Annotated in this window: 11 protein-coding genes; 7 read left to right on the top strand and 4 right to left on the bottom strand. The window is 36.9% G+C overall.

The features are described 5' to 3' along the window. The first annotated feature begins 134 nt into the window (after window positions 1-134). Together MS2017_RS11810 and MS2017_RS07050 are read left to right on the top strand one after the other, a co-directional pair. Window positions 135-7,364: a BspA family leucine-rich repeat surface protein gene (locus tag MS2017_RS11810; protein WP_122951750.1), complete on the top strand. Its 7,230-nt coding sequence runs from the start codon at window positions 135-137 to the stop codon at window positions 7,362-7,364. 291 nt (window positions 7,365-7,655) lie between these two features. After that, entirely contained in the window at window positions 7,656-8,540 is an 885-nt protein-coding gene (locus tag MS2017_RS07050) for a dienelactone hydrolase family protein (protein WP_098008826.1), read from the top strand. Window positions 8,541-8,622: 82 nt separating this feature from the next. Here the strand turns inward: MS2017_RS07050 and waaA are convergent, their stop codons facing one another. After that, window positions 8,623-9,882 (bottom strand): lipid IV(A) 3-deoxy-D-manno-octulosonic acid transferase, encoded by a 1,260-nt coding sequence (gene waaA / locus MS2017_RS07045; RefSeq protein ID WP_122951748.1) that lies wholly within the window; start codon window positions 9,880-9,882, stop codon window positions 8,623-8,625. A 44-nt stretch (window positions 9,883-9,926) separates the two neighbouring features. Between waaA and cgtA the strand changes: the two genes are divergently transcribed. Continuing rightward, the gene (gene cgtA / locus MS2017_RS07040; RefSeq protein WP_071563707.1) at window positions 9,927-10,940 is read left to right on the top strand and encodes an Obg family GTPase CgtA; all 1,014 of its coding nucleotides are present in this window, start codon (window positions 9,927-9,929) and stop codon (window positions 10,938-10,940) included. Beyond that, complete coding sequence (gene proB, locus MS2017_RS07035; protein ID WP_071563708.1) at window positions 10,930-11,700, top strand: glutamate 5-kinase; 771 nt, start codon at window positions 10,930-10,932, stop codon at window positions 11,698-11,700. The genes cgtA and proB overlap by 11 nt, the downstream gene beginning before the upstream one ends. A 109-nt stretch (window positions 11,701-11,809) precedes the next feature. Here proB and MS2017_RS07030 read toward each other — a convergent pair whose 3' ends face one another. The 3 genes from MS2017_RS07030 to MS2017_RS07020 all read right to left on the bottom strand — a co-directional run bounded on the left by MS2017_RS07030 (window position 11,810) and on the right by MS2017_RS07020 (window position 15,551). After that, on the bottom strand, window positions 11,810-12,331 hold the full coding sequence (locus MS2017_RS07030; RefSeq protein ID WP_122951747.1) for a hypothetical protein: 522 nt from the start codon (window positions 12,329-12,331) through the stop codon (window positions 11,810-11,812). 15 nt (window positions 12,332-12,346) lie between these two features. Continuing rightward, window positions 12,347-14,377 (bottom strand): S8 family serine peptidase, encoded by a 2,031-nt coding sequence (locus tag MS2017_RS07025; RefSeq protein WP_122951746.1) that lies wholly within the window; start codon window positions 14,375-14,377, stop codon window positions 12,347-12,349. Between the two features lie 433 nt (window positions 14,378-14,810). Then, entirely contained in the window at window positions 14,811-15,551 is a 741-nt protein-coding gene (locus tag MS2017_RS07020) for a prepilin peptidase (protein ID WP_122952236.1), read from the bottom strand. Window positions 15,552-16,114: 563 nt separating this feature from the next. Between MS2017_RS07020 and folK the strand changes: the two genes are divergently transcribed. Genes folK through MS2017_RS07005 form a run of 3 tightly spaced genes read left to right on the top strand, consistent with a single transcriptional unit; the run spans window position 16,115 to window position 22,230 of the window. Next, window positions 16,115-16,588: a 2-amino-4-hydroxy-6-hydroxymethyldihydropteridine diphosphokinase gene (folK, locus tag MS2017_RS07015; RefSeq protein WP_071563711.1), complete on the top strand. Its 474-nt coding sequence runs from the start codon at window positions 16,115-16,117 to the stop codon at window positions 16,586-16,588. Beyond that, window positions 16,585-17,361 carry a 3-methyl-2-oxobutanoate hydroxymethyltransferase gene (panB, locus tag MS2017_RS07010; protein ID WP_122951745.1) on the top strand — a complete coding sequence of 259 codons (777 nt, stop codon included), beginning with the start codon at window positions 16,585-16,587 and terminating at the stop codon, window positions 17,359-17,361. The genes folK and panB overlap by 4 nt, the downstream gene beginning before the upstream one ends. Beyond that, window positions 17,362-22,230 carry a RecQ family ATP-dependent DNA helicase gene (locus tag MS2017_RS07005; protein WP_122951744.1) on the top strand — a complete coding sequence of 1,623 codons (4,869 nt, stop codon included), beginning with the start codon at window positions 17,362-17,364 and terminating at the stop codon, window positions 22,228-22,230. It abuts the gene before it with no gap. Window positions 22,231-22,540: the final 310 nt, after the last annotated feature.

Genomic DNA, 22,540 nt, shown 5'->3' with positions numbered 1-22,540 from the left:
CATTAAATACCAGTGCAAAGTTTGGAAAGAGTGGGGTAAATAGGGTGTTATAGCAATCAATCTAAATGTTATTCCTAGTTAAATATTGATACAACTAAAAAATAAACTTATCGAACAACAATGGAGAGCGAATCATGGTGACTTTTAAATCAATGAAGCCAGTTGCACCAACTTTGATAATTACAGGTAATGGTGGCATAAATACTGCTGCCAACATAATCACATTTAATTTTAGTAAAGCCATTAAAGACAGGTCGTTTACTATTCATGATATTGATATTGAAAATGGCACTATTAATCCAAGTTCATTTACCAAAGTAAGCGCGACTCAATATACCATTGCGGTAACCCCACACCCAGGTGGAGTACATTCTAATGTTGCCATTACGGTTTCAGCAAACACTTTTGTAGATATTGCTGGTAATGCCAATGCTGTTGTCGTTAGAAATATAACTCAAATTAGTTATTTAAAAAATAAAATTGATATTGATGGCGTTACTGCTAATGCTGATTTAACGAATTGGAATGTATCTCATGTAAGTAATGCAAATAGAGCATTTTCTAATACACACACTTTTAACCAAGATATTGGCAGCTGGAATGTTAGCAATGTGACTGATATGTCCAACATGTTTTATAATGCACACGCTTTTAACCAAAGTATTAACAGTTGGGATGTTAGCAAGGTAGCCACTATGTCTTATATGTTTTATAACGCACACGCCTTTGACCAATGCATTGGCAGTTGGGATATCTCGGGTTTAATCAATGCAACAGGTATGTTTAATGGTAACGCAATGAGTATCATTAATATGGATTATACCTTGCGTGGCTGGGCAAAGCTCGATACTGCTGCTGGAGAGACTGCTATTCAAGGTAATGTCACTTGGGGCATTGCAAACTACACTGATGCCACTGCCAAACAGTATTTAATAGACACCTATAACTGGACTATTAATATGGGTAATTTTGATGGCAGTAAGACGATACAGGGTACTGCCGCCGCCAACACACTTGCTACAACTGGCACAAAAACCACGATACATGGCTTAGGAGGCAATGATACGCTGAAAGGTGGCGCTACAAATGATATCTTAGTCGGTGGTGCAGGCGATGACACTTTGACGGGTGCAGGTGGCAGAGATGTCTTTGATTATGGTTTTAAAAACGCAGGTAATGATATTATCACTGATTTTTTTATAGGAGATGTAATAAAAGACACTAGATCAGATATTATTGACCTTAAAGACTTGTTGATAGGGTATAAAGCCAATTCTAAGCTGAGTGATTTTGTAACAGCGACTGCCGAAGGCACTGGTACTAAATTAACCATTGACCATGACGGTAATGGAGCGCTTCATAATTTAGTAACTATTACGCTGTCAGAGGTTGCTTATAGCGATCGTTTGTTGAGTGATATGATTGCTAATGGTAACTTGGTACTTAGGGTTATTAGACCGATCTTAAGGATTACAGGCGGTGGTAACTCAGGTTCTAGCAATATAATTACATTTAATTTTAGTGAAGACATTAAAGATGGGTCGTTTACTGTTGATGATATTGACATCGTAAATGGCACTATTAATCCGGGTTCGTTTACTAAGGTAAATGCGACTCTATATACCATTGCGGTAACCCCAAGTCTAGGTGGAAAGCATGATAATGTTGCCATTACAGTAGCAGTAGGTACCTTTACAGATATTGCTGGTAACTCCAATATTACTAGTGAAAATGCAACCACGATTATCGTTTTAAAAGATCGGCTTGCTATTGATGGCAGTAACTCTGATGTTGATTTAACGAATTGGGATGTGTCTCATGTGAATATTGCAAGTCAAGCATTTTATAAGGCATCTTCCTTTAACCAAGATATTGGTGGTTGGGATGTTAGTAATGTAGTCGATATGTCTTGGATGTTTTGCTATGCAAATATGTTTAACCAAAATATTGGTGACTGGAATGTTGGCAAGGTGGTCGATATGAGAGATATGTTTGTGGGAACAAGAGCCTTTAACCAAGACATTAATAGTTGGGATGTTAGCAAGGTGTTCTATATGCAAAAGATGTTTTCTGGTGCAATTGCCTTTAACCAAGATATTGGCGGTTGGAATATTTCAAGATTATTGTATGCAACAGATATGTTTAGTGGCAGTGCAATGACTGTCGTCAGTATGGACAATACCTTGCGTGGCTGGGCAAAGCTTGATACCGCTGCAGGAGAGACTGATATTCAGTTCCATGTTACCTGGACTATTGCAAACTATACCGATGCTACTGCTAAACAATATTTAATGGATACCTATGGCTGGCATATTAATGGTGGTAAATTTGATGGCAGCAAGACAATACAGGGTAGCAATAGAATTGATACACTCCACACAGATGCCAAAAAGATGACACTGCATGGCTTAGGGGGTAATGACACACTAACTGGTGGCACTACAGACGATGTCTTAGTTGGTGGTGCAGGTAATGATCACCTAATAGGCAAAGGTGGCAGAGATATTTTTTATTTTGGTTTTGAAAATGCTGGTAAAGACACCATTACCGACTTTACTGTAGGCGATATCAATAAAAATACCGACGCAGATATTATTGACCTTAGCAACTTATTGGTAGGGTATAGCGCTTCTAAGCTGAGTGATTTTATAACAGCAGAATCTAATGGTGGTAGCACTGAATTGATTGTTGACTATAACGGCGCTGAAGAATCTCATAGCAAAGTAACCATTGTTTTGATAAATGTTGCCTATAACAAAGATCTATTGGCTAATTTGATTGCTAATGGTAACTTAGAGCTTGAGAAGGTTAGGCCAACTCTGAAGATTGTAGGCAATGGTGGTGGAGGTCGCAACATAATCACATTTAATTTTCATGAAGCTATTGGAAAACGGTCGTTTACTATGGACGACATTAGTATTGCAAATGGTACTATTGATGCAGGTTCGTTTACCAAAGTCAGTGAAACTCAATACACCATTAGAGTATCTCACGATCTAGGTGCATCGCATTCTAATATTGCCATTACGGTTGCAGCAAACACTTTTGTAGATGCTGTTGGTAATACTAATGCCATTGTTAAAAATACAACTAAAATTCCCTTTTTAGACAAACTGTTTGATATTGGTGGTAAAGGCGGCGCTCATCTCGATGTTAATTTAACGAATTGGGATGTGTCTCATGTAAGTGATGCAAGTAACACATTTAATGGTGCGAAAGGCTTCAACCAAGACATTGGCGGTTGGGATGTAAGTAATATGACCAATATGTATAGGATGTTTTATAGAGCAAGCGACTTTAACCAAAACATTGGTAGTTGGAATGTTAGCAATGTGACCAACATGGAAGAGATGTTTTTTGGTGTAACCGCCTTTAACCAAGACATTGACAGTTGGGATGTAAGTAATGTGACCAATATGAGGGCAATGCTTTCTAGTACAGTTGCCTTCAACCAAGACATTGGCAGTTGGGATGTTAGCAATGTGACTAATATGCGTGAGATGTTTTTACTTACACGCTCCTTTAGCCAAAATATTGGTAATTGGGATATTTCAAGTTTAACAAATGCAACATATATGCTCCATGGTAGTGCAATGAATATCGCCGATATGGACAGCACCTTGCGTGGCTGGGCAAGGCTTGATACCTTTGCAGGAGAGGCTGCTATTCAGCGCAATGTTACTTGGACTATCGTAAGCTACACCGATGCCACTGCCAAACAATATTTAATAGACACCTATGGCTGGACTATTGATGGTGGATTTTTTGATAGTAGTAGGGCGATACAGGGTAGAAATACCCCTGATGTACTCATCGCAAATTTTCAAAAGACGACATTGCATGGTTTGGGTGGCAATGATACGCTGATTGGTGGTGCTGCAGATGATGTCTTAGTTGGTGGCGCAGGTAATGATCACCTAACAGGGAAAGGTGGCAGAGATATTTTTGATTACGGTTTTAAAAACGCAGGCCATGATATTATTACTGACTTTACTATAGGAAATGTAAGTACAAATACAAATGCAGACACTATTGACCTTAGCGATTTATTAATAGGGTATAGATCCGCTTTTAGTTTTGATGATCTTGTCTCATCAATGTTTAGTGATAGCACTAAATTGGCTAATGGCAATGCATTTCCATGGTACGAAGCCTATTCTCTTATGAGTGATTATATCACAGCAGTTTCTGATGGTGATGACACTAAATTGATTATTAATTATGATGGCATTAAGGCACTTGATAGTCTAGTAACCATTACTTTGAAAAATGTTACCTATAGCGATGACTTGTTGGCTAATTTGATTGTTAATGGCAATTTAGTGCTTGAGGCCGTTAGTCCGACTCTGACGATTGCAGGTAGTGGCGGGATAGATATTGCTGCTAACACAATCACATTTAATTTTAGTAAAGCCATTAAAGATGGGTTGTTTACTGTCGATAATATCAATATTGAAAATGGCGCCATCAACGCTGGTTCATTCACCAGAGTAAGTGAGACTCAATACACCATTCAGGTTACCCCAAATCTAGGCGGAAAACATTCTAATGTTGCTGTTATGGTTGCAGCAAACACCTTTGTGGATGTTGCTGGTGATATCAATACTGTCATCACTAAAAATACAACCAAACTTAACACTTTAAAAGATCGGGTTGATATTGATGGCAAAGGTCATGACACTGATTTAACGAATTGGAGTGTGTCTCATGTAAATAATGCCAGCAAAGCATTTGATGGTGCACAAGCCTTTAACCAAGACATTGGTAGGTGGGATGTAAGTAAAGTGACCGATATGTCTAAGATGTTTCAGTTGGCACATTCTTTTAACCAAGATATTGGCAAGTGGAATGTTGACAATGTGACCAATATGTCTCGTATGTTTTATTCGGCAAGCGCCTTTAACCAAAATATTGGCAATTGGAATATTTCAAGTTTAACACATGCAGAAGATATGTTTTATGGTGCTACAAATAATATGGATGACATCTTGCGTGGTTGGGCAAAGCTTGATACTGCAGCAGGGGAGACTGCCATTCAGGAGAAGGTTAAGTGGAGTATTGGAACCTATACCGATGCCACTGCTAGACAATATTTAATAGACACATATGATTGGTATATTAACTATGAAAAATTTGATGACAGTAAGACGATGCAGGGCACTTCTTCCGCTAATACACTTGTCACAATTAGCACAAAAACCACACTGCATGGCTTAGGCGGCGATGATACGCTAATTGGTGGCTCCACAGATGACACTTTAGTTGGCGGTGCTGGCAATGATACTTTAACGGGTAAAGGTGGCAGAGATTCCTTTTATTACGGTTTTGAAAATGCAGGCAATGATATTATTACCGATTTTACCGTGGGCAAGGTGAGTACAAATGCTAATGCAGATGTTATTAACCTTAGTAACTTATTGGTAGGATATAGTTCTGCTGTAAATCTGAGTGATTTTGTAACAGCGGCTGCTAATAGCACTGGTGGCACTAGGTTAACTATTGACCATGACGGTATTAAAGACTTTAATGACTCAATAACCATTGCGTTATCAAATGTTACCTATAGCACTCACTTGTTAATTGATTTGATTGCTAATGGCAACTTGGTGCTTGAGCCTGTTAAGCCAACCCTGACGATTGTGGGTTGTGGCGGTAAAGATGCTGCCGCTAACACAATCACATTTAATTTTAATGAAGTTATTAAGCATGGGTCGTTCACCGTAGATGATATTGATATTGTCAATGGCACTATTAATTCAGGTTCATTTACCAAAGTAAGTGACACTAAATACACTATTACAGTAACCCCAAGCCTAGGCGGAATGCATTCTAATGTTGCTATTACGGTTGCAGCAGGCGCCTTTACAGATATTGCTGGTAATGCCAATGCTACCACTAAAAATACCACCAAACTTTACTATTTAAAAACTCTGGTTGATACTCAGCCAGGTAAGTGCAAGTATGGCGTCATTTACTTTGATTTAACGGATTGGGATGTGTCTCATGTGACTAATGCTGGCAGAGCATTTGCCAGTTCTAACCTCTTTAACCAAGACATTAGCGGTTGGGATGTAAGCAATATGATCGATATGTCTGGCATGTTTTTTCGCACAGACGATTTCAACCAAAACATTAACAGTTGGGATGTTAGTGGGGCGACTGATATGCATCAGATGTTTAGTAATGCCTATGTTTTCAACCAAGACCTCAGCAGTTGGGATGTTGGTAATGTAACTATTATGACCGATATGTTTCGCAGGGCGATCGTCTTTAACCAAGACATTAGCAGTTGGAATGTTGGCGAAGTGATCAATATGTTTGGGATGTTTTATTATGCAGCTGACTTTAACCAAAACATTGGCAACTGGAATGTTAGCAAAGTGACTGATATGGCTCTTATGTTTGGGGGTACAGTTGTCTTTAACCAAGACATTGGCAGTTGGGATGTTGGCAATGTGACCAATATGGACTCTATGTTTTTTAGAGCAATTACCTTTAATCAAGATCTTTGCAGTTGGAATGTTGGTAAGGTAACTGATATGACTAGTATGTTTTGGGAAGCCACTGCCTTTAACCAAGATATTGGTAACTGGAATGTTGGCAAAGTGACCACCATGCAGTTGATGTTTGCAGGTGCAAGCGCCTTTAACCAAGACATTGGTAGTTGGGATATTTCAAGTTTAATAAAGGCAAAGTCTATGTTTACCGAAAAATCAGTAATGGCTAATATGGATAACATTTTACGCGGCTGGGCAAAACTTGATACTGAGGCAGGAGAGACTGCCATTCAAAGTAATGTCGAGTGGGGTATTGCAAACTACACTGACGCCACTGCTAGGCAATATTTGATAGACACCTATAGTTGGATTATTAATGACAACTTTGATGGCAGTAAGACGATACAAGGTACTGCTGATGCTGATACACTTACTGCAATTAGCACAAAAACCACGATACATGGCTTAGGCGGTGATGATACGCTGAAAGGTGGCGCTACAAATGATATCTTAGTTGGTGGTGCAGGCAATGATACTTTAACGGGTGAAGGTGGCAGAGATGTCTTTGATTACGGTTTTAAAAACGCAGGTAACGACATTATTACCGACTTTATTGTGGGAAACACAAATACAAATGCCAATGCAGATGTTATTGACCTTAAGGATTTGTTGATAGGGCATGGTTTTGCCTCTCATCTGAGTGATTTTGTAACAGCTGCCGCTAGTGGTACTGGCACTAAACTGACTATTGACCATGACGGCACTGGTGTGCTTAATAGCTCAGTAACCATTACTTTAACAGATGTTGGTTATAGTGCCAATTTGTTGAATGATATGATTGCTGAGGGCAACTTGGTGCTTGTATAGTGTCAATGGACTTATGATGGCAATCTAGCGCTTTATCTTGTGCTGGATTGGTCTTTTTGCTTTTTCTAGTGCTTTAAAATCTTTCAAACAGCATTGTTTTGAAGGGTTAAGATTTTTGCAATGACAATAATTGTGCTTCGTTTGAAAAACCACGAATTCTTTTAAAATATGTGCTTTGTTTTGTTTTAAGGCTTCGAAATAAGCGTGCTCACTAATGTTAAAACAATAACACAGCAGTTTTTTGTCTATTTTTTCATTGCAACAATCCATTTAATCATTATAATCAATCGTATGGAAAAAATTATTTATTTATTGGTTTCGTTATTATTTGTCAATATGGCTTTTGCAGGTGTGCATCCGTCAAAACCTTGGATTGAAATTAACTACCCGCAAGACCAAGACAAATCATGGTGGAACGATGCATGGTGGCAGCAAGGGCAATTGCCTACGCCAAAAAATTATCAAGTTACCACCGAAGAAATCACTTATAACGATGACGGTGTAACTGTTGAAGGCTATGTGTTTAAGCCAATCAAGCCAGGTAAATATCCAGCCGTGTTGTTTCAACATGGTCGTCGAGGGCTTGATGATTTGGTTTTACCACGGGTAAAGCGTTTAGCAGCGCGTGGCTTTATTGTGCTTGCCCCTGATATGTATGGCACTTATATGCAATCGCCCATGCCAATTCAGCACAATGAAATTTACGACAAGCATGTTGCCAAAGGTATTGATGTGCTATTACAACGCACTGATATTAGCAGTGATAAAGCGTGCGTTGTTTCACACACTCGTGGCGGTTATATGACGCTTAAGGCTTTAGTAACGCACAATCGGCAAATAAACAAGGTGGCATGCTATGTGTCGTATTATCCACATTGGCAAGACCCAAATGCACCCGAAGTTGAGCAAGTGTATCAATATGCATCGCAACTTAATCAACTTAAAGTGCCAACGCTGGTTTTTATCGGCGAGCATGAGCAATACCAAAGAATGCGCCCCATTTTTTTGGGTATTGATATTTTAAAAAATAATGGCGTACCAGCAGAGTTGATTGTCTATCCGGGTGTGGGCAGGGGATTTGATTTTAGAATGCAATCCAGAACATTTGCTGATGATTTGGCAACCAAAGATGCCAATCAAAGAACAGCAGATTTTATTAACAAGCATTTACGCTAAAATTTCTTTAGTTATGCAAAGGTCTCAAGATGAATAATATGGCACTTATAATCGCCTAAGTGTTAGCAATATATTGTTCATTTTATTTTTGAAAATGGTATGAAGTAATTTTTTGCATAAGTTTGCTGGTCGCACCTTGTTTGGATTGGAGGTATTGTTGAGCGTTATTTCCTAGGGATTGGGCAGTTTCTTCGTGGGTTAATAAAAGGGCAATTTTGACAAACAGTTCATCGGCATTTTGCACTTGAATAGCCGCATTTTGATTGAGTAAATCGGTTGATATTTCGGCGAAGTTAAAGACATGGGTGCCGAAGAGGATGGGCTTGGCGAGGGCGGCAGGTTCAAGCATATTGTGCCCCCCTGTTTTGACTAAACTACCACCCATAAAAACCACATTAGCAACATCAAAATAATTCATCATTTCACCCATGGAATCACCTAAAAGTATGTCACAGTGGGTGCAAACTTGATTGTCGGAACGGTTGATAATGTTAATTTTGTTTTTTTGTGCAAGTTTGTAAACTTCATTGAAGCGTTCAGGGTGTCGGGGGATGATGATGAGTAGGGCGTCAATTTTGTTTTTTTGTTTGGCGTAGGCTTCAATGATTTGCACTTCCTCGCCTTTGTGGGTGCTGGCAAAAACCACCACTTTACGCTTGCCTACTAAGTCATTGAGTTGCTTGGAGATGGCTTTGTTTACAGTAGGGTTTAGTTCAAATTTGATATTGCCTGCCATCATAACTTTGTCTTTGTTTGCACCGAGTTTGATAAAACGCTGGGCAGAGTTTTGGCTTTGTGTGGCAATGACATTGAGTTTGTTTAGCGTTTTTTTTGCCAATTTTGGTGCAAATTTTTGGTATCTTTCTAGTGAGCGAGGAGAAAGCCTGGCATTTACCAGTAAACTTGGAATTTTGTTTTTGTGTAAAGTGTAAAACAAACTCGGCCAAATTTCCGTTTCTAACAAAATACAGATTTTTGGATTGATTTTTTTAACATAACGATTCACAATTAACGGTAAATCAAAAGGAAAATAGTAATGTAGCACTTTTTTTTGATAAGTGTCTTGGATGGCCTGTGAACCAGTGGGCGTTGTACTGGTAATCAGTATTTGATACTGTGGATATTGCTTTATTAGCGCATCAATCAATACAGTTGCCGCTCTAAATTCCCCTACTGAAACACAATGCACCCAAATAACACCCTCAGGAATGCTACTGACAAACCCCAGTCGTTCACCGATTCTTTTGCCGTAAGCAGGCGTTGTTAAGCCTTTAAAAAATAAGCGTAATAGCATAATGGGTAATAATAAATATCCAATTAGGTTGTATAGGGTTTGATTCATTTATGGATGGTATAATTTCATTCATTGTATTTTAATGGTTTTTTATGAAGTTTGTAGATTCTGCTAGTATTCGTATTGAAGCTGGCAAAGGTGGTGCAGGATGTTTGGGTTTTCGTCGAGAAAAATATATTCCCGATGGCGGGCCTGACGGTGGCGACGGTGGCGACGGTGGACATATTTATTTTCGTGGGCAGGAGGGATTAAACACGCTGAGTGAATTTCGTTTTAACCGCCTGTTTAGAGCTAAAAATGGACAACCTGGGTCAGGTCAAAATAAAAGAGGAAAATCGGCACAACATTTAACTGTTGAGATCCCGTTAGGCACTAAGGTGTATGATTTAGAAACCGATGAATTAATTGGCGAGATGATTACACACGAGCAAGTTATGTTGGTTGCCAAAGGCGGTTTTCACGGTTTAGGCAACACACGATTTAAATCCAGTATCAATCGTGCACCACGAAAAACCACACCGGGTTCGCCGGGTGAGGTGCGTGAAATTGGTTTAGAAATGAGCGTAATGGCAGACATTGGCTTGCTCGGTATGCCAAATGCAGGCAAATCAAGTTTAATTCGCCAAATTTCTAGTGCCAGACCCAAGGTGGCAGATTACCCATTTACCACCTTGCATCCGTCTTTGGGTGTGGTGTCTTATTATGACGAACATATTGTTATGGCAGACATCCCCGGATTGATTGAGGATGCTAGTGAAGGTGTGGGTTTGGGGTTTGAATTTTTAAAACATTTGTCTCGTGCCAAGGCATTATTACATATAGTAGATGTGATGCCTGCTGATGGCTCAGATCCGGTGAAAAATTTCTTAATCATTGAAAATGAATTGGCAAAATATGACCAAGAATTAGCAAGCAAACCTCGGTTATTGGCAATTAACAAAATGGATTTATTGCCAGAAGATGAGCGAGCAAAGATTACTGCTGATATTGTAAAGGCGATTAAATACCAAGGTGAAGTGTTCCATATTTCTGCCTTAAATGGCTTGGGCTGTAAGGATTTAATCGAAGGACTGTTTGCGTTAATAAAATCACTAAATGATGAATAAAAGATGGGTAATTAAGATAGGTTCTGCGTTACTAACGAATGATGGCAAAGGCTTGGATAAAATTGCCATTGCCGCATGGGTGGCACAAATCAGCGAACTTAAGCATCAGAATATTGATGTGGTGTTGGTGTCCAGTGGGGCGATTGCCGAAGGTATGCAACGCCTAGGTTGGACAACTCGACCAAACAACATTCACCAACTACAGGCTGCTGCTGCCGTTGGGCAAATGGGTTTGGTGCAAACTTATGAATCTTTATTTTCTAAACACGATATTCACACCGCACAAGTGTTGTTAATTCATGATGATTTTGCCAATCTCAAGCAGAGCGAAAATGTTAGTGCTACCTTAAACCATCTAATAGCATTAAACATTGTACCGATTGTTAATGAAAATGACACCGTTGCCACGGATGAAATTAAATTAGGCGATAACGATACTTTGGCGGCACTTGTGGCAAATTTAGTGGGAGCAGATCAACTGATTATCTTAACCGACCAAGGGGGCGTATATGATGCCGACCCACGCCAAAATCCCAATGCTAAGTTAATTGATGAAATCCATGTAAACGATGAAAAACTGGAAAAAGTTGCTGGCAGAACGGGTGGGTCGTTAGGGTCTGGCGGTATGTATACCAAAGTTTTGGCCGCTAAAACTGCCGCTAAGACTAACACCAATACCATTATTGCCTCAGGTAAAATTGACAATGTGCTAACTCATTTACAAGCGGGTAAACGCATCGGCACTTCAATTTATTGCTAACTTTTTTTTTGCTATTTTTTTAAAAATGAGTGAAAGTTGTTTTGTTAATATTTATGTCTAATGCAGAGGTCTCAAAATGGCATAACATTTTCCTACGGCAATTACAGAGTTAATTTAATGTCAACATATATTTTATTAAATCTATTTTGACACTACTAACATTGTCATGTTCAGCAACCTCTTTGCTTGCAGTAACAACCTTATTGGTAGTGGCAAATACAAGGTCTAAATGTGGAAATTTATTATTGATGGTTAAATTGTATTCGTTTTCTAATGCTGTCAGCGTTTGATTGTTAAATGTTTTTAATTTAATGATTAATTGTCCTGTGAGAACGGCAATATTTCCCGTCCTTTCATTGACGGCAATTTCTTTGGCATTATTTGGTTTTGGGCATCCGCTGATAACGATTTGATAATAACCCATTTTTTTTGAAGATGGGCAAGTGGCTTCGTCAGTTGTTGCATAGCCTTCTTGAATCAACCAATATTTATCCCCAGCAACAGAAAAACCAATTGCTTCATTGTCATTTTGTATGACGCTATTGACGCCCCTATCTAATGTTAAAGCATTGATGTTAATCGCAATTAGCAAAGATAATGAAAGTATTAGGTGTTTATTGAATATACGCATGTTGCCCTCCTTTTTTTAACGCTCATGCCCAAATATTTTAATGGACCAATTTATAAGTTTACCCGTGTGCACTGTTCTTTTGGGATTTTCAGTGCTCTCATTTCTTTCTGTTGCGCCTTCTAAGTTTACGACATCAACAATTTTGAGTATCCAGTTTCCCTGAGATTTTTCACCATAAAAAGCGTTAGAGAGTAATTTCAAATCTACTAAGTTTCTGTCTTTGTAGCAATCTTTATCTGAATTATCTATATTCGAATCATTTACAGGGCATGAAGTGCGTTCAAAACCGTTGTGGGCATTTAACAATATACTTTTTGTTCCCAAAGGGGAGGTGAGTTCAATGGACAATTCTCCTGCATAAGTATGTTCAACATTAAGATTAATTTGCACCGCTTCAATAGTTAGATTATCGGCCATACCTATGGGTAATATACGCTTGAGCCCATTTTTATCGCTATTAGGTATGGGTTGATTAATAGCGTTGCTATGCACCCATTCTTTTTCTACCCAAGGAGCAGGAGTATCAGGAATGGTATAATTTTGAGTAAATTTTACTGCTCTGTCTATATCAATTCGTCCGAATCCATAGTAGTTATGAAACTTATATCCTCCTTTTGAGCCCCTTTCGGCCTTGTTGGTTATCCATTTTGATTCGGCGATATAATCATTTTCACTGTTAATTGTAATGGTGGTGTCCATTGCCTCAGGATCTACTTGTTCGGCAGTTTCTGCTAGAATATATTTGATATCACGCCAAGTCAGCTTAGGGTTGACATTGAGTATAACGGCAATTGCACCGCTCACTATAGGTGCAGCACTTGAAGTGCCGTTAAATTTAAAAGTGTAGTTGCAATTACTACTGCCACTACTTGCTGAGTAACCCTGGTTACAACCAGATTGGTCAGTGGTTAAAATTGCTGGATTTGTTACCCCATATTCTCCACCGGGTGCACTTATCCAAATACTTGAGCCAGCGGAGGAGTAACTACTTTTTTTACCTTTTGCATTGATTGCACCCACGACAATATTGTAAGGTAAGGTGTTTTTTGGATCCATATTGGTATTTTTACAACTTAATTGGTGTCGCTTACTGGCAATGCATTCTGAAATATCGTTGTTGTCGCTATCTTTAATTGATGAAAAGCCATTGCCTGCCGCTTTAACATAAATTGCCCCTTTGCCTTCACGCAAGGCAGGCATGTTTCCCTTACCCAAAGTGCCAAATTTATATTGAGCTTCTATCTCTGGATAACTGTGTATGACATGATTGGTATTTGTGCTGTAACTTTGATTAAATATATCAACCTCTTTTGAAAAGTCAGCACCGCCTAATGCAGAGATAAAATTTGCGATATTTTGATTTTTCAACAAATTGAATCCAATCATTTTGGCCTTTGGCGCAACACCTCTGCCACCCACGCCATTCCAGCCTTCAGCAGCAATAATGCCAGCAACACTGGTGCCATGCCTTGAAGGGGAAATATTAGAAGTAAGGTAATTCCTCCCTTCGGTAAACTCTCTAGACCCACCTGGAACGATATTATTTTTTAAATCCATATGATTAATTTCTAGACCTGTATCTACTACAGCAATTAAAATACCTTCACCATTGAATTCATCCTTTGTAACGATTCCATTAATATTAATATCTTCGCCTGCAACACCTGGCTCTTGTGCAAAATTCTTTTGCTTGGTATTGTGCAAATGCCATTGATATTTATAAAGTGGATCTTCCTCTCCAGCGATAATAGCGTCATCGCCGACTATTACCACTCTTCTTAGTATTATTTTTGAGTTATTTGATTTTGTATAAGTATATACAACTGAATAAGTGCCTGCTATATTGATATCAAGTGCTGAATCGTCAATTATAGGTAGGTTTGTTTCGTTAACGCCAAAGATGAGACCTGGTTCAACATAGGGGGTGCCTACTGCAATTCTCATAGGATTATCTCCCGCTAGCATAACAGGATTTTCGCTAGCACTTTTACAACTAGCGATAAATACAAATAAAGATAATAACAATAATTGGGATATTTTAAACATATAGCACAATGTCCTCAGTGTTTAACCTAAAAAATGTAAATATTATGATAGCAAGGATTGGTAGTAAATTTATGCTTCTTTTTGCCAAATGAAAGCAATGCAATATTTTAACATAAACTTGGTTCTAAATTTTTTATTTGACATTGCAAAGACCTTTGTATAAACATGAATAATCGTCAAATACCCCTCTCTATCTGACAATTTTTCCCAGCAACAGTCCTTGCAGAAAAGTAAACTCAATCGTAGAGAATGACTTGCAGCCGTTCCTTTCTTGCTGCGAGAATAAGGTTTAAAAAAAATACAACTGAGTGAAAGTTGGACTTTTAGTTAGTATTTATGTCTAATGCAGGTCTCCAATTAGATTGAACCCCTTAAAAGGACAAAAAATTGAATGATTGCCAATCACTCTTATTATATTAAGAAGGCATTTGAATCAGTGATTTGTTATCATAATGAAAACAGTTGCTAATATCAAAAAAGGGCCAAAAGCGATTTTCTTATGTTTGGATTGTTTGCTTAATAAGACAAATGCAATACTAAGTATTGAGGATATTAACAGCAATTGATCTAACGCTTGCCAACCAAGCCAAGCACCCAAAGCAGCAGTAAGTTTAAAATCGCCATAACCCATGCCTTCTTTATTGCGAATAAGCTTAAATCCCCAATAAATCCCCCACAAAAATAAATACCCAACAATGGCACCTATAATGGCACTTTCCGCCTCTTTGTAACTAATGCTGTATAAAAGCCCTAGCCATAATAAAGGCAAAGTGATTATATCGGGCAATAATTGGTGCATAACATCAATAACAAACAAAGTGAGCAAGCCATAAGCCAAAGCCAGCAAATAAACACTTTGTAGTGTAAAGCCCCATTGATAAACGATTAACACGCTCAATATGCCGGCAGTTAATTCAATGATTGGATATTGCTTGGCTATGTTTGCTTGACAGTATCTGCATTTGGCATACTGAATAGCATAACTGAAAACAGGTATTAAATCGTACCAAGATAATTGATGTTTACAGGTTGGGCAAAAAGATCTGTTTGGATGAATTAGGCTAATATCTTCGCCTTTAATCGCAAGAGGTAAGCGATAAATAATCACATTTAAAAAACTGCCAATACTCAGGCCTAAGAAAAAGACAACCAGCCAATTCAGATAATTTATCACTTTAAAAACCTCTTTGTTATACCGTTTATCCAATAATTAAATACCATGCTTTTTAACCGCTAAATCCTGTATTTGTATTAGCCTTAAATCCACATAAGCGCTAATATTTTTTTTCATACTATTTGTGGCAACGCTAGCCTCCACAAATCTATTTTAAAAAAAGTGAGACCTTTGTGTAAATAATCATCAAAAATCCACTTAGCCATTTTTTAACTCCCCTCAGCCCCACTAGGAAAAAATTGAATAAAAAATACCCATTTAGCAAAAATTGAATTTTGCTAATCATCCATATTTATACAAAAGCCTCACAGTATATATCAATAAATAAAACTTTTACACAAATATGAACAATCGTCAAAATCCACTTTTCTCCAGTTGAGTATATTCATTTTAACAACATCAAGACAGGTTTTAAAAAATACCAAGCAGATAAAAAGTAAATTTTTGACGATTAATCGTATTTATGCAAAGCCCCAAAACAGTATAATGGCTAAAATTATAATGACTGATGGCATATTATTTTGCAATCTAGTTCATCATTCAACTAAACAAACATAAAGATTATGCTGGCATATATCGGACTGGGGTCAAACCTAAACAACCCAAAACAACAAATTAAAAATGCATTAATTGCACTAAACGACACTCAGGATGTGAAGGTGGTAGCACTATCAAGCCTCTACCAATCACCACCCATCGACGGTTCAAAACAGCCCGATTATATTAACGCCATGTGCCAAGTGGATACACATTTAACAGCACTAGAATTATTATATGTTTGCCAAGCCATTGAAGTAAAACAGCACCGTGTGCGTGAGAAAAAATGGGGCGCAAGAACAATCGATTTAGACATTATCATTTACGGCGTGCAAGTAGTTGCCTCAAAACAGCTCATCATTCCCCACCCAGAAATGATGAACAGAGCATTTGTACTCGTACCATTAGCAGAAATTGAACCCGATTTAAAGGTGCCAATTTTAGGCAATGTACAAGATTTGATTGATAAATTAGACATTTCAGGATTGAAAAAATTATGAACATTAATGACCTAAAAACCCTAAAACAATCAGGCGAAAAAATCACCTGTTTAACCGCTTATGACGCCTCATTTGCCCAATTATTCGATGAATGCAATATTGATATTATCTTAGTAGGCGACTCACTAGGCAATGTCATTCAAGGCGACAAAAACACACTCGGCGTTAGTATGGACGATATGATTTACCACACCCAAGCAACCGCAAAAAACACCAACAAAGCCCTACTAATCGCCGATATGCCCTATCAAAGTTACACCACCGCCGCACAAACCCTAGCAAACGCCCAACGCCTAATCAACGCAGGCGCAGATATGGTCAAATTTGAAGGTGGTCGTGAGTTCGAAGCATGCTTCAAACTCTTACAAAACCACAACATTCCCGTCTGTGGACACCTAGGATTACAACCACAATCGGTATTAAAAATAGGCGGCTACAAAGTCCAAGGCCGAGACCAACACAGCGCCGAACGCATCCTAACCGACGCCAAAGCCCTTGAAAACTGGGGTGTAAAAACCATCGTCATTGAATGCGTCCCCGCCAAATTAGGCAAACAAATATCCCAATCCCTAACCATCCCCATCATCGGCATCGGCGCAGGCGTTGATTGCGATGGACAAGTATTAGTAAGTTACGATATGCTCGGCATCACCCAAAACCCACCAAAATTCGTTAAAAACTTTTTAACAAATAGCAGCATTCAGTCCGCCACTAAAGATTTTATTCAAGCAGTTAAAAATAGAGATTTCCCTACTGATAAACACAGTTATTAGGTGTTTAATCAGATTGCATTTTTAGATATCGAGGTTGGAACAACCAGCAACAAAATAGACAGACTAGGGTATTTATCTGAACAATCAAATGTTGATGAGACATCAGTAAGTAAAATAAAAGAGATTTGTTTACTTGAAAATATTCATTTTATTTGCGGACATAATTTCGTTGATCATGACAAGCATTTTTTAGAAAAAACTAATTTTAACCAGGTTTTTCAGCAAACTAAAATTATTGATACTTTATATTTGTCAATGCTCTTGTTTCCAAACAAAAGCACACACAAGTTAAATAAACCTTATAAAGATAACTTGATTAATATTGAGAATTACCCTCTAATTGATGCAGAACAAACCAAAATACTATTTGAAAAATTAAACCAAGACTTTGATGCATTAGATGAAAAACAGCAAAAATTATTTTGCTATTTACTCGAAAATAGCGAGTATTTTTCTGGATTTTTTTCTTATAAAAGCATGACCAGAAAAACGGTTGATATTTATCAGCAAATTAAGCATTTAATTAAATCTGATAGGGTGCAATATTTAGATATTGAGAGTCACTATCCAATCGAACTTGCCTTTATTGTTGCTTATTTATTATTTGGAGATAAAGGGTCAATTTCGCCCGTTATTTTGAATAGGCACCCTGATATTGTAAGATTGCTAAAGCAATTGGTTTTTAATGAAAAAGTGGTCGATATTCATCAGTTTTCCATAGCTGAGTTTGGTATTGGTGAGTTTAGAGCATTTGATAAAAATATTGCCAATGGCACTGGCGATTTGTTTGAGGATAAACTGGATAACGGCAAAATATCCCAAGAGGATATTATCAAGAGTTCTATTGGCTCAGAATCCTTGTTGGCTATTTTGCCAACAGGTGGCGGAAAAACACTGACTTTTCAAATTCCTGCCTTAATCAAGGCAAAGGCATACAAAGGTTTAAGTGTGGTCATATCTCCACTTCAGGCTTTAATGAAAGACCAAGTAGATAGTTTTAAACGCAATAACAACAATTTTAAAGTTATTGCTATTAGCGGGTACTTAACACCTTTAGAGCGAAAAAATGCCATTGTTGAAGTGGAAAATGGTGCAGTTGATATCTTATATTTAGCACCAGAATCATTGCGTTCTAATACAATTTTTAAGGCATTGAAGCATAGAATTATTGAACGCTTTATTATTGATGAAGCACATTGTTTTTCTTCATGGGGGCATGACTTTAGGCATGATTATCATTTTATAGCAACAACTATTAAAGAATTGGAACAGTCTGCATTTCAGCCGACCATACCTGTGTCTTGTTTTACAGCGACCGCTAAGCCAGAAGTGGTTGAAGATATTAAAAAATATTTCAAAAAGGAGTTAGGCGTTACTTTAAATGAGTTTATCTCTTCTGTTGAGCGTTATAATTTGATATATAAAGTCATAAGAGTGGAGGATAAAAAATCTAAATACGAGGAACTTGTTAAAATTTTAGAAGATTTAAAAAGAGATGAAAATGGAAAAAATCCTACCATTATTTATATTCCTCAAAATGCCAAACAATGTAAAGAATTATGTCAAAACTTACAAGAAGATGAGCGCTTACATTTATTAGATTTAACAATAGAACCTTTTTACGCCAAACTTGACGAGGACAAGGAAGACAATAAAAGAGATGAAAACGCTAGAGGGAAAAGCGAGATATTGGCAGATTTTATCAACGATAAGATTGATATTGTGATTGCAACAACTGCTTTTGGTATGGGAATTGATAAGGCCAATATTCAAACTATTATTCATTATCAACAGTCTGACAGCCTAGAGTCTTATTTGCAAGAATCAGGACGAGGTGCGCGTAGTGAAGATATAAAGGCACAATGTTTTGTCCTATATTCTAAAGATGATTTTGATCGCTCATTTACCCAGCTTAACCGTTCAAAAGTTGATTTTAGTGAAATTAAACGCATTATTAGGGCACTTAAAAAACATGAAAACAAGCAACTTTATTTATCCCCTAAAGATATTGCCAGACAAATGGGCGTAGATACTGAAGACAGTAAAGTTGATTATGATGTGATTATTAAAACAGCGTTATTAGAGTTAGAAAAGCATAAAATTATTAAACGAGGCAGAGATGGGTACAAAATATTTGCAACCTCAATTAACCAGAGTAAAGAAAAACAAGGCATGCCCCATGTGCATGAAATTTTAGATCCAAAAAAAGAACAAGAGCCCTATAAAAAACTTTATCAATCTATGATTTTGGTCATGCAAAATGTTATTCAGCGTTCTAAACTTGATGTGATTGAAGTGGATGATTTGTCTGATATTGTTGGCGTTAAGAAAAAAGAAATGTTTGAAGTTTTGTATCAGTTGCAGAAAGACGGGCTGCTGAAATTTGAAAATGATATTAGTGTTTTTATTAAAAAATCGGTTGAAAAAGAGTTTGAAAAACATTTTGAGATAGAGGAAAGGGTGTTTGAAGCGTTTAAGGAAAGTCAAGAGTATGAAAAGAGCATTAATTTGCGATTATTAAACAAAGAGGGCGATAATCAGGTGTCTTTGTTTAAGCAAATTATTCAAAGTTGGGTGCTTTTGTCTAAGGTAGATAGGAATGATTTGTTGGCAACATTTAAAAAAGACTTTTGTGTTTTTGAATGCAAAAATTTGGATAGGTTGAAAAGGTTAATAGAGGCAAGAAAAAAGTTATCCGATTTCATTATTACTGAATTGTTGCAAAAGATAGGGGGTAATAACAAGGGAAAAGAAGTCGAATTTTCAAGCAATCAGTTAAAAGCAAGTTATTCTTCTAATAAGTTGACGCTAGAGGTATATCACCATACTTTTGTGTATTTACATGATATGTTAAAGAGTTTTGAACTGCGTCGAGGTCGTTTGATTTATTATCAAACTTTAGATTTAAAAAAACAGGACAAAATAGAAGAGCAAACGCCTTATTATAAGTCCGACTATAAAGACAGTTTGCAACATTATTATGAATTAAAAATTGAGGCAATTCATATTCAAATTGCTTTTTTAGAAAAATTATTACAAGAAGGGTGGGAAAATACCAAACTTTTTGTTAAAGATTATTTTTCTATGGAATACGGGAATTTTAAGCGGACTTACAAGTTTAAGAATGCCATAATACAACGCCCTGTTACTGAAGAAAAATATAAACAAATATTGCATGATTTAAATGAAGAACAAAAGCAAATTTTTGACGATAAAGACTCTAACTCCATCATGGTTTTGGCTGGACCAGGTAGCGGAAAGACCAAAACTTTAGTGCATAAAATAGCCTCTCTTATTACCATTGAAAACAATAAGCCAGAGTATTTTTTAATGTTAGCACATTCACGCGTCGCAGTCGCTGACTTTAGAGAAAAATTAAAAAAATTGATTGGCAATCAAGTTTATCAGGTGAAAATTTATACTTTTCACGCCTTTGCTATTTTATTATTAGGAAAAAATATTGACGATGATAATGCTTTGAGACAAGTATTAGCAAGAGCCACAGAATTGCTTAACGATAAACACATTTCTATACCTTTTTTCAATATGCTGGTAATTGATGAGTATCAGGATGTGGGCGAACAAAGTTATTGTTTTATTAAGGCTATTTACGAACAAATGGGAGATGACAAGGACAAGAAAATTATTGCGGTAGGCGATGATGACCAGTGTATTAAAAACTTTGGTGAAGATAAGGCAGATATAAGATACATTCAAGAATTTGGGCAATATTTTTCTAGCGAACAAATAGGGGTTAAGTTTTCTCAATATCAACTGTTGACCAATTATAGAAGTGGCACTACTATTGTAGATTTTTTTACTCAGTTTAGCAATACGATTGTCACCCGTCTAAAAGATAAACCATTGCAGGCACATAAAAGGCTATCAGGAAGTGTTTCCCTGACTTATTATGAACCTAGTAATTATTACGACAATATATTAGCCAGCATTCAGAAAAATGAATCTAATAATATTGCCATTTTAGTAAGAAATAATGACGAAGTTTTGTCCATCTATTCACTATTGGTTTCCCATGGGATAAAAGCGCATTATATTATTAAAAATCATGGGTTTTCATTAGGCAACTTACTTGAATTACACGACTTTTTACAAGACTGGAAAGACACCAAAAATTTTGAAAAAAGTCGAAAATATTCAGATATAAAATATCAACAATCGACAAATAATTTGCTAAAAAATCAAGTGTTGGATAGGTTTGAAGAAGAATATCAGGCGGAAATTAAAAAAAGTCAAGTGCATTTTATTAACATCTTTGGACGATATTTATCTGAAATTGAATTTGATGAATTCGAGCAAAGTCAAACCAAAGTTGTTGTTTCGACTATACACAAAGCCAAAGGTAAGGAGTGGAATGATGTTTATTTTTGCGTTAATAAAGATTTTTTCAGTCATGATAAAGAAGTTGATAAACGCTTGGCTTATGTTGCCATTACTAGGGCAAAAAATAATTTATACATCCACTCTAAATTACCATTTTTTAATAATTTTATTGAACATGATATTTGCAATGACGCCCTTAAAGAACTTAAAACAATTATCCTGTCAGTAGGCTTAGAAGATGTGGCCTTAAGCAATGATTACAGTAAAAATGGCATTGACAAAGTTTTACCTGTAACTGGAGAAGAAGTGCAAGTAAAGAAGAATAATTTTTACTTTAACATTATGAAAAATGGGCATCAAATTTCTCGCTTGTCAAAGTCTATGGGCAATAAGATAAGAAAACAACAAGATAAAGGGTATATCTTGCAAAAAGCAGAAATTGAAAATATTGTTATTTGGAATGAGAAGGAGAGTGGCAAATTGTTTAAACAAGTCCTATGTAGGATTTATTTAACTCAAGCATCATGATTGTATAAATTTCTCATCCTTAGGTGCAATTTAGGAGTGAGACGCCATTAATATATTTACCTTTGTCAGAATAAAAAAAGTGTATCAACATAGGGCGTCAAGGACAATTGATAACATGTGTAAAAAAGGCATTAAATATAAAATATTTTTTTATTTATTATAAGTGAGACCTTTGCATAAATATGAATAATCATTAAGAATCCACTTTTCACCCACTTGGTAATTTTCTTAAACCCAGCCTTAGCCCCGCTAGGACAAGGTTTAAGAAAATTACCAAGTGGGCAAAAATTGAATTTTGCTAATCATCCAT

Origin of the sequence: Bathymodiolus thermophilus thioautotrophic gill symbiont (assembly GCF_003711265.1) — a bacterium.
Classification (GTDB): Bacteria; Pseudomonadota; Gammaproteobacteria; order PS1; family Pseudothioglobaceae; genus Thiodubiliella.
This window is presented reverse-complemented; position numbering and strand designations above follow the sequence as displayed.

Coding starts and splice junctions, on each gene's coding strand:
- cgtA (WP_071563707.1), top strand. CDS start 9,927: ATGAAGTTTGTAGATTCTGCTAGTATTCGTATTGAAGCTGGCAAAGGT.
- panB (WP_122951745.1), top strand. CDS start 16,585: ATGAACATTAATGACCTAAAAACCCTAAAACAATCAGGCGAAAAAATC.
- waaA (WP_122951748.1), bottom strand. CDS start 9,882: ATGAATCAAACCCTATACAACCTAATTGGATATTTATTATTACCCATT.
- MS2017_RS07030 (WP_122951747.1), bottom strand. CDS start 12,331: ATGCGTATATTCAATAAACACCTAATACTTTCATTATCTTTGCTAATT.
- MS2017_RS07025 (WP_122951746.1), bottom strand. CDS start 14,377: ATGTTTAAAATATCCCAATTATTGTTATTATCTTTATTTGTATTTATC.
- proB (WP_071563708.1), top strand. CDS start 10,930: ATGATGAATAAAAGATGGGTAATTAAGATAGGTTCTGCGTTACTAACG.
- folK (WP_071563711.1), top strand. CDS start 16,115: ATGCTGGCATATATCGGACTGGGGTCAAACCTAAACAACCCAAAACAA.
- MS2017_RS07050 (WP_098008826.1), top strand. CDS start 7,656: ATGGAAAAAATTATTTATTTATTGGTTTCGTTATTATTTGTCAATATG.
- MS2017_RS11810 (WP_122951750.1), top strand. CDS start 135: ATGGTGACTTTTAAATCAATGAAGCCAGTTGCACCAACTTTGATAATT.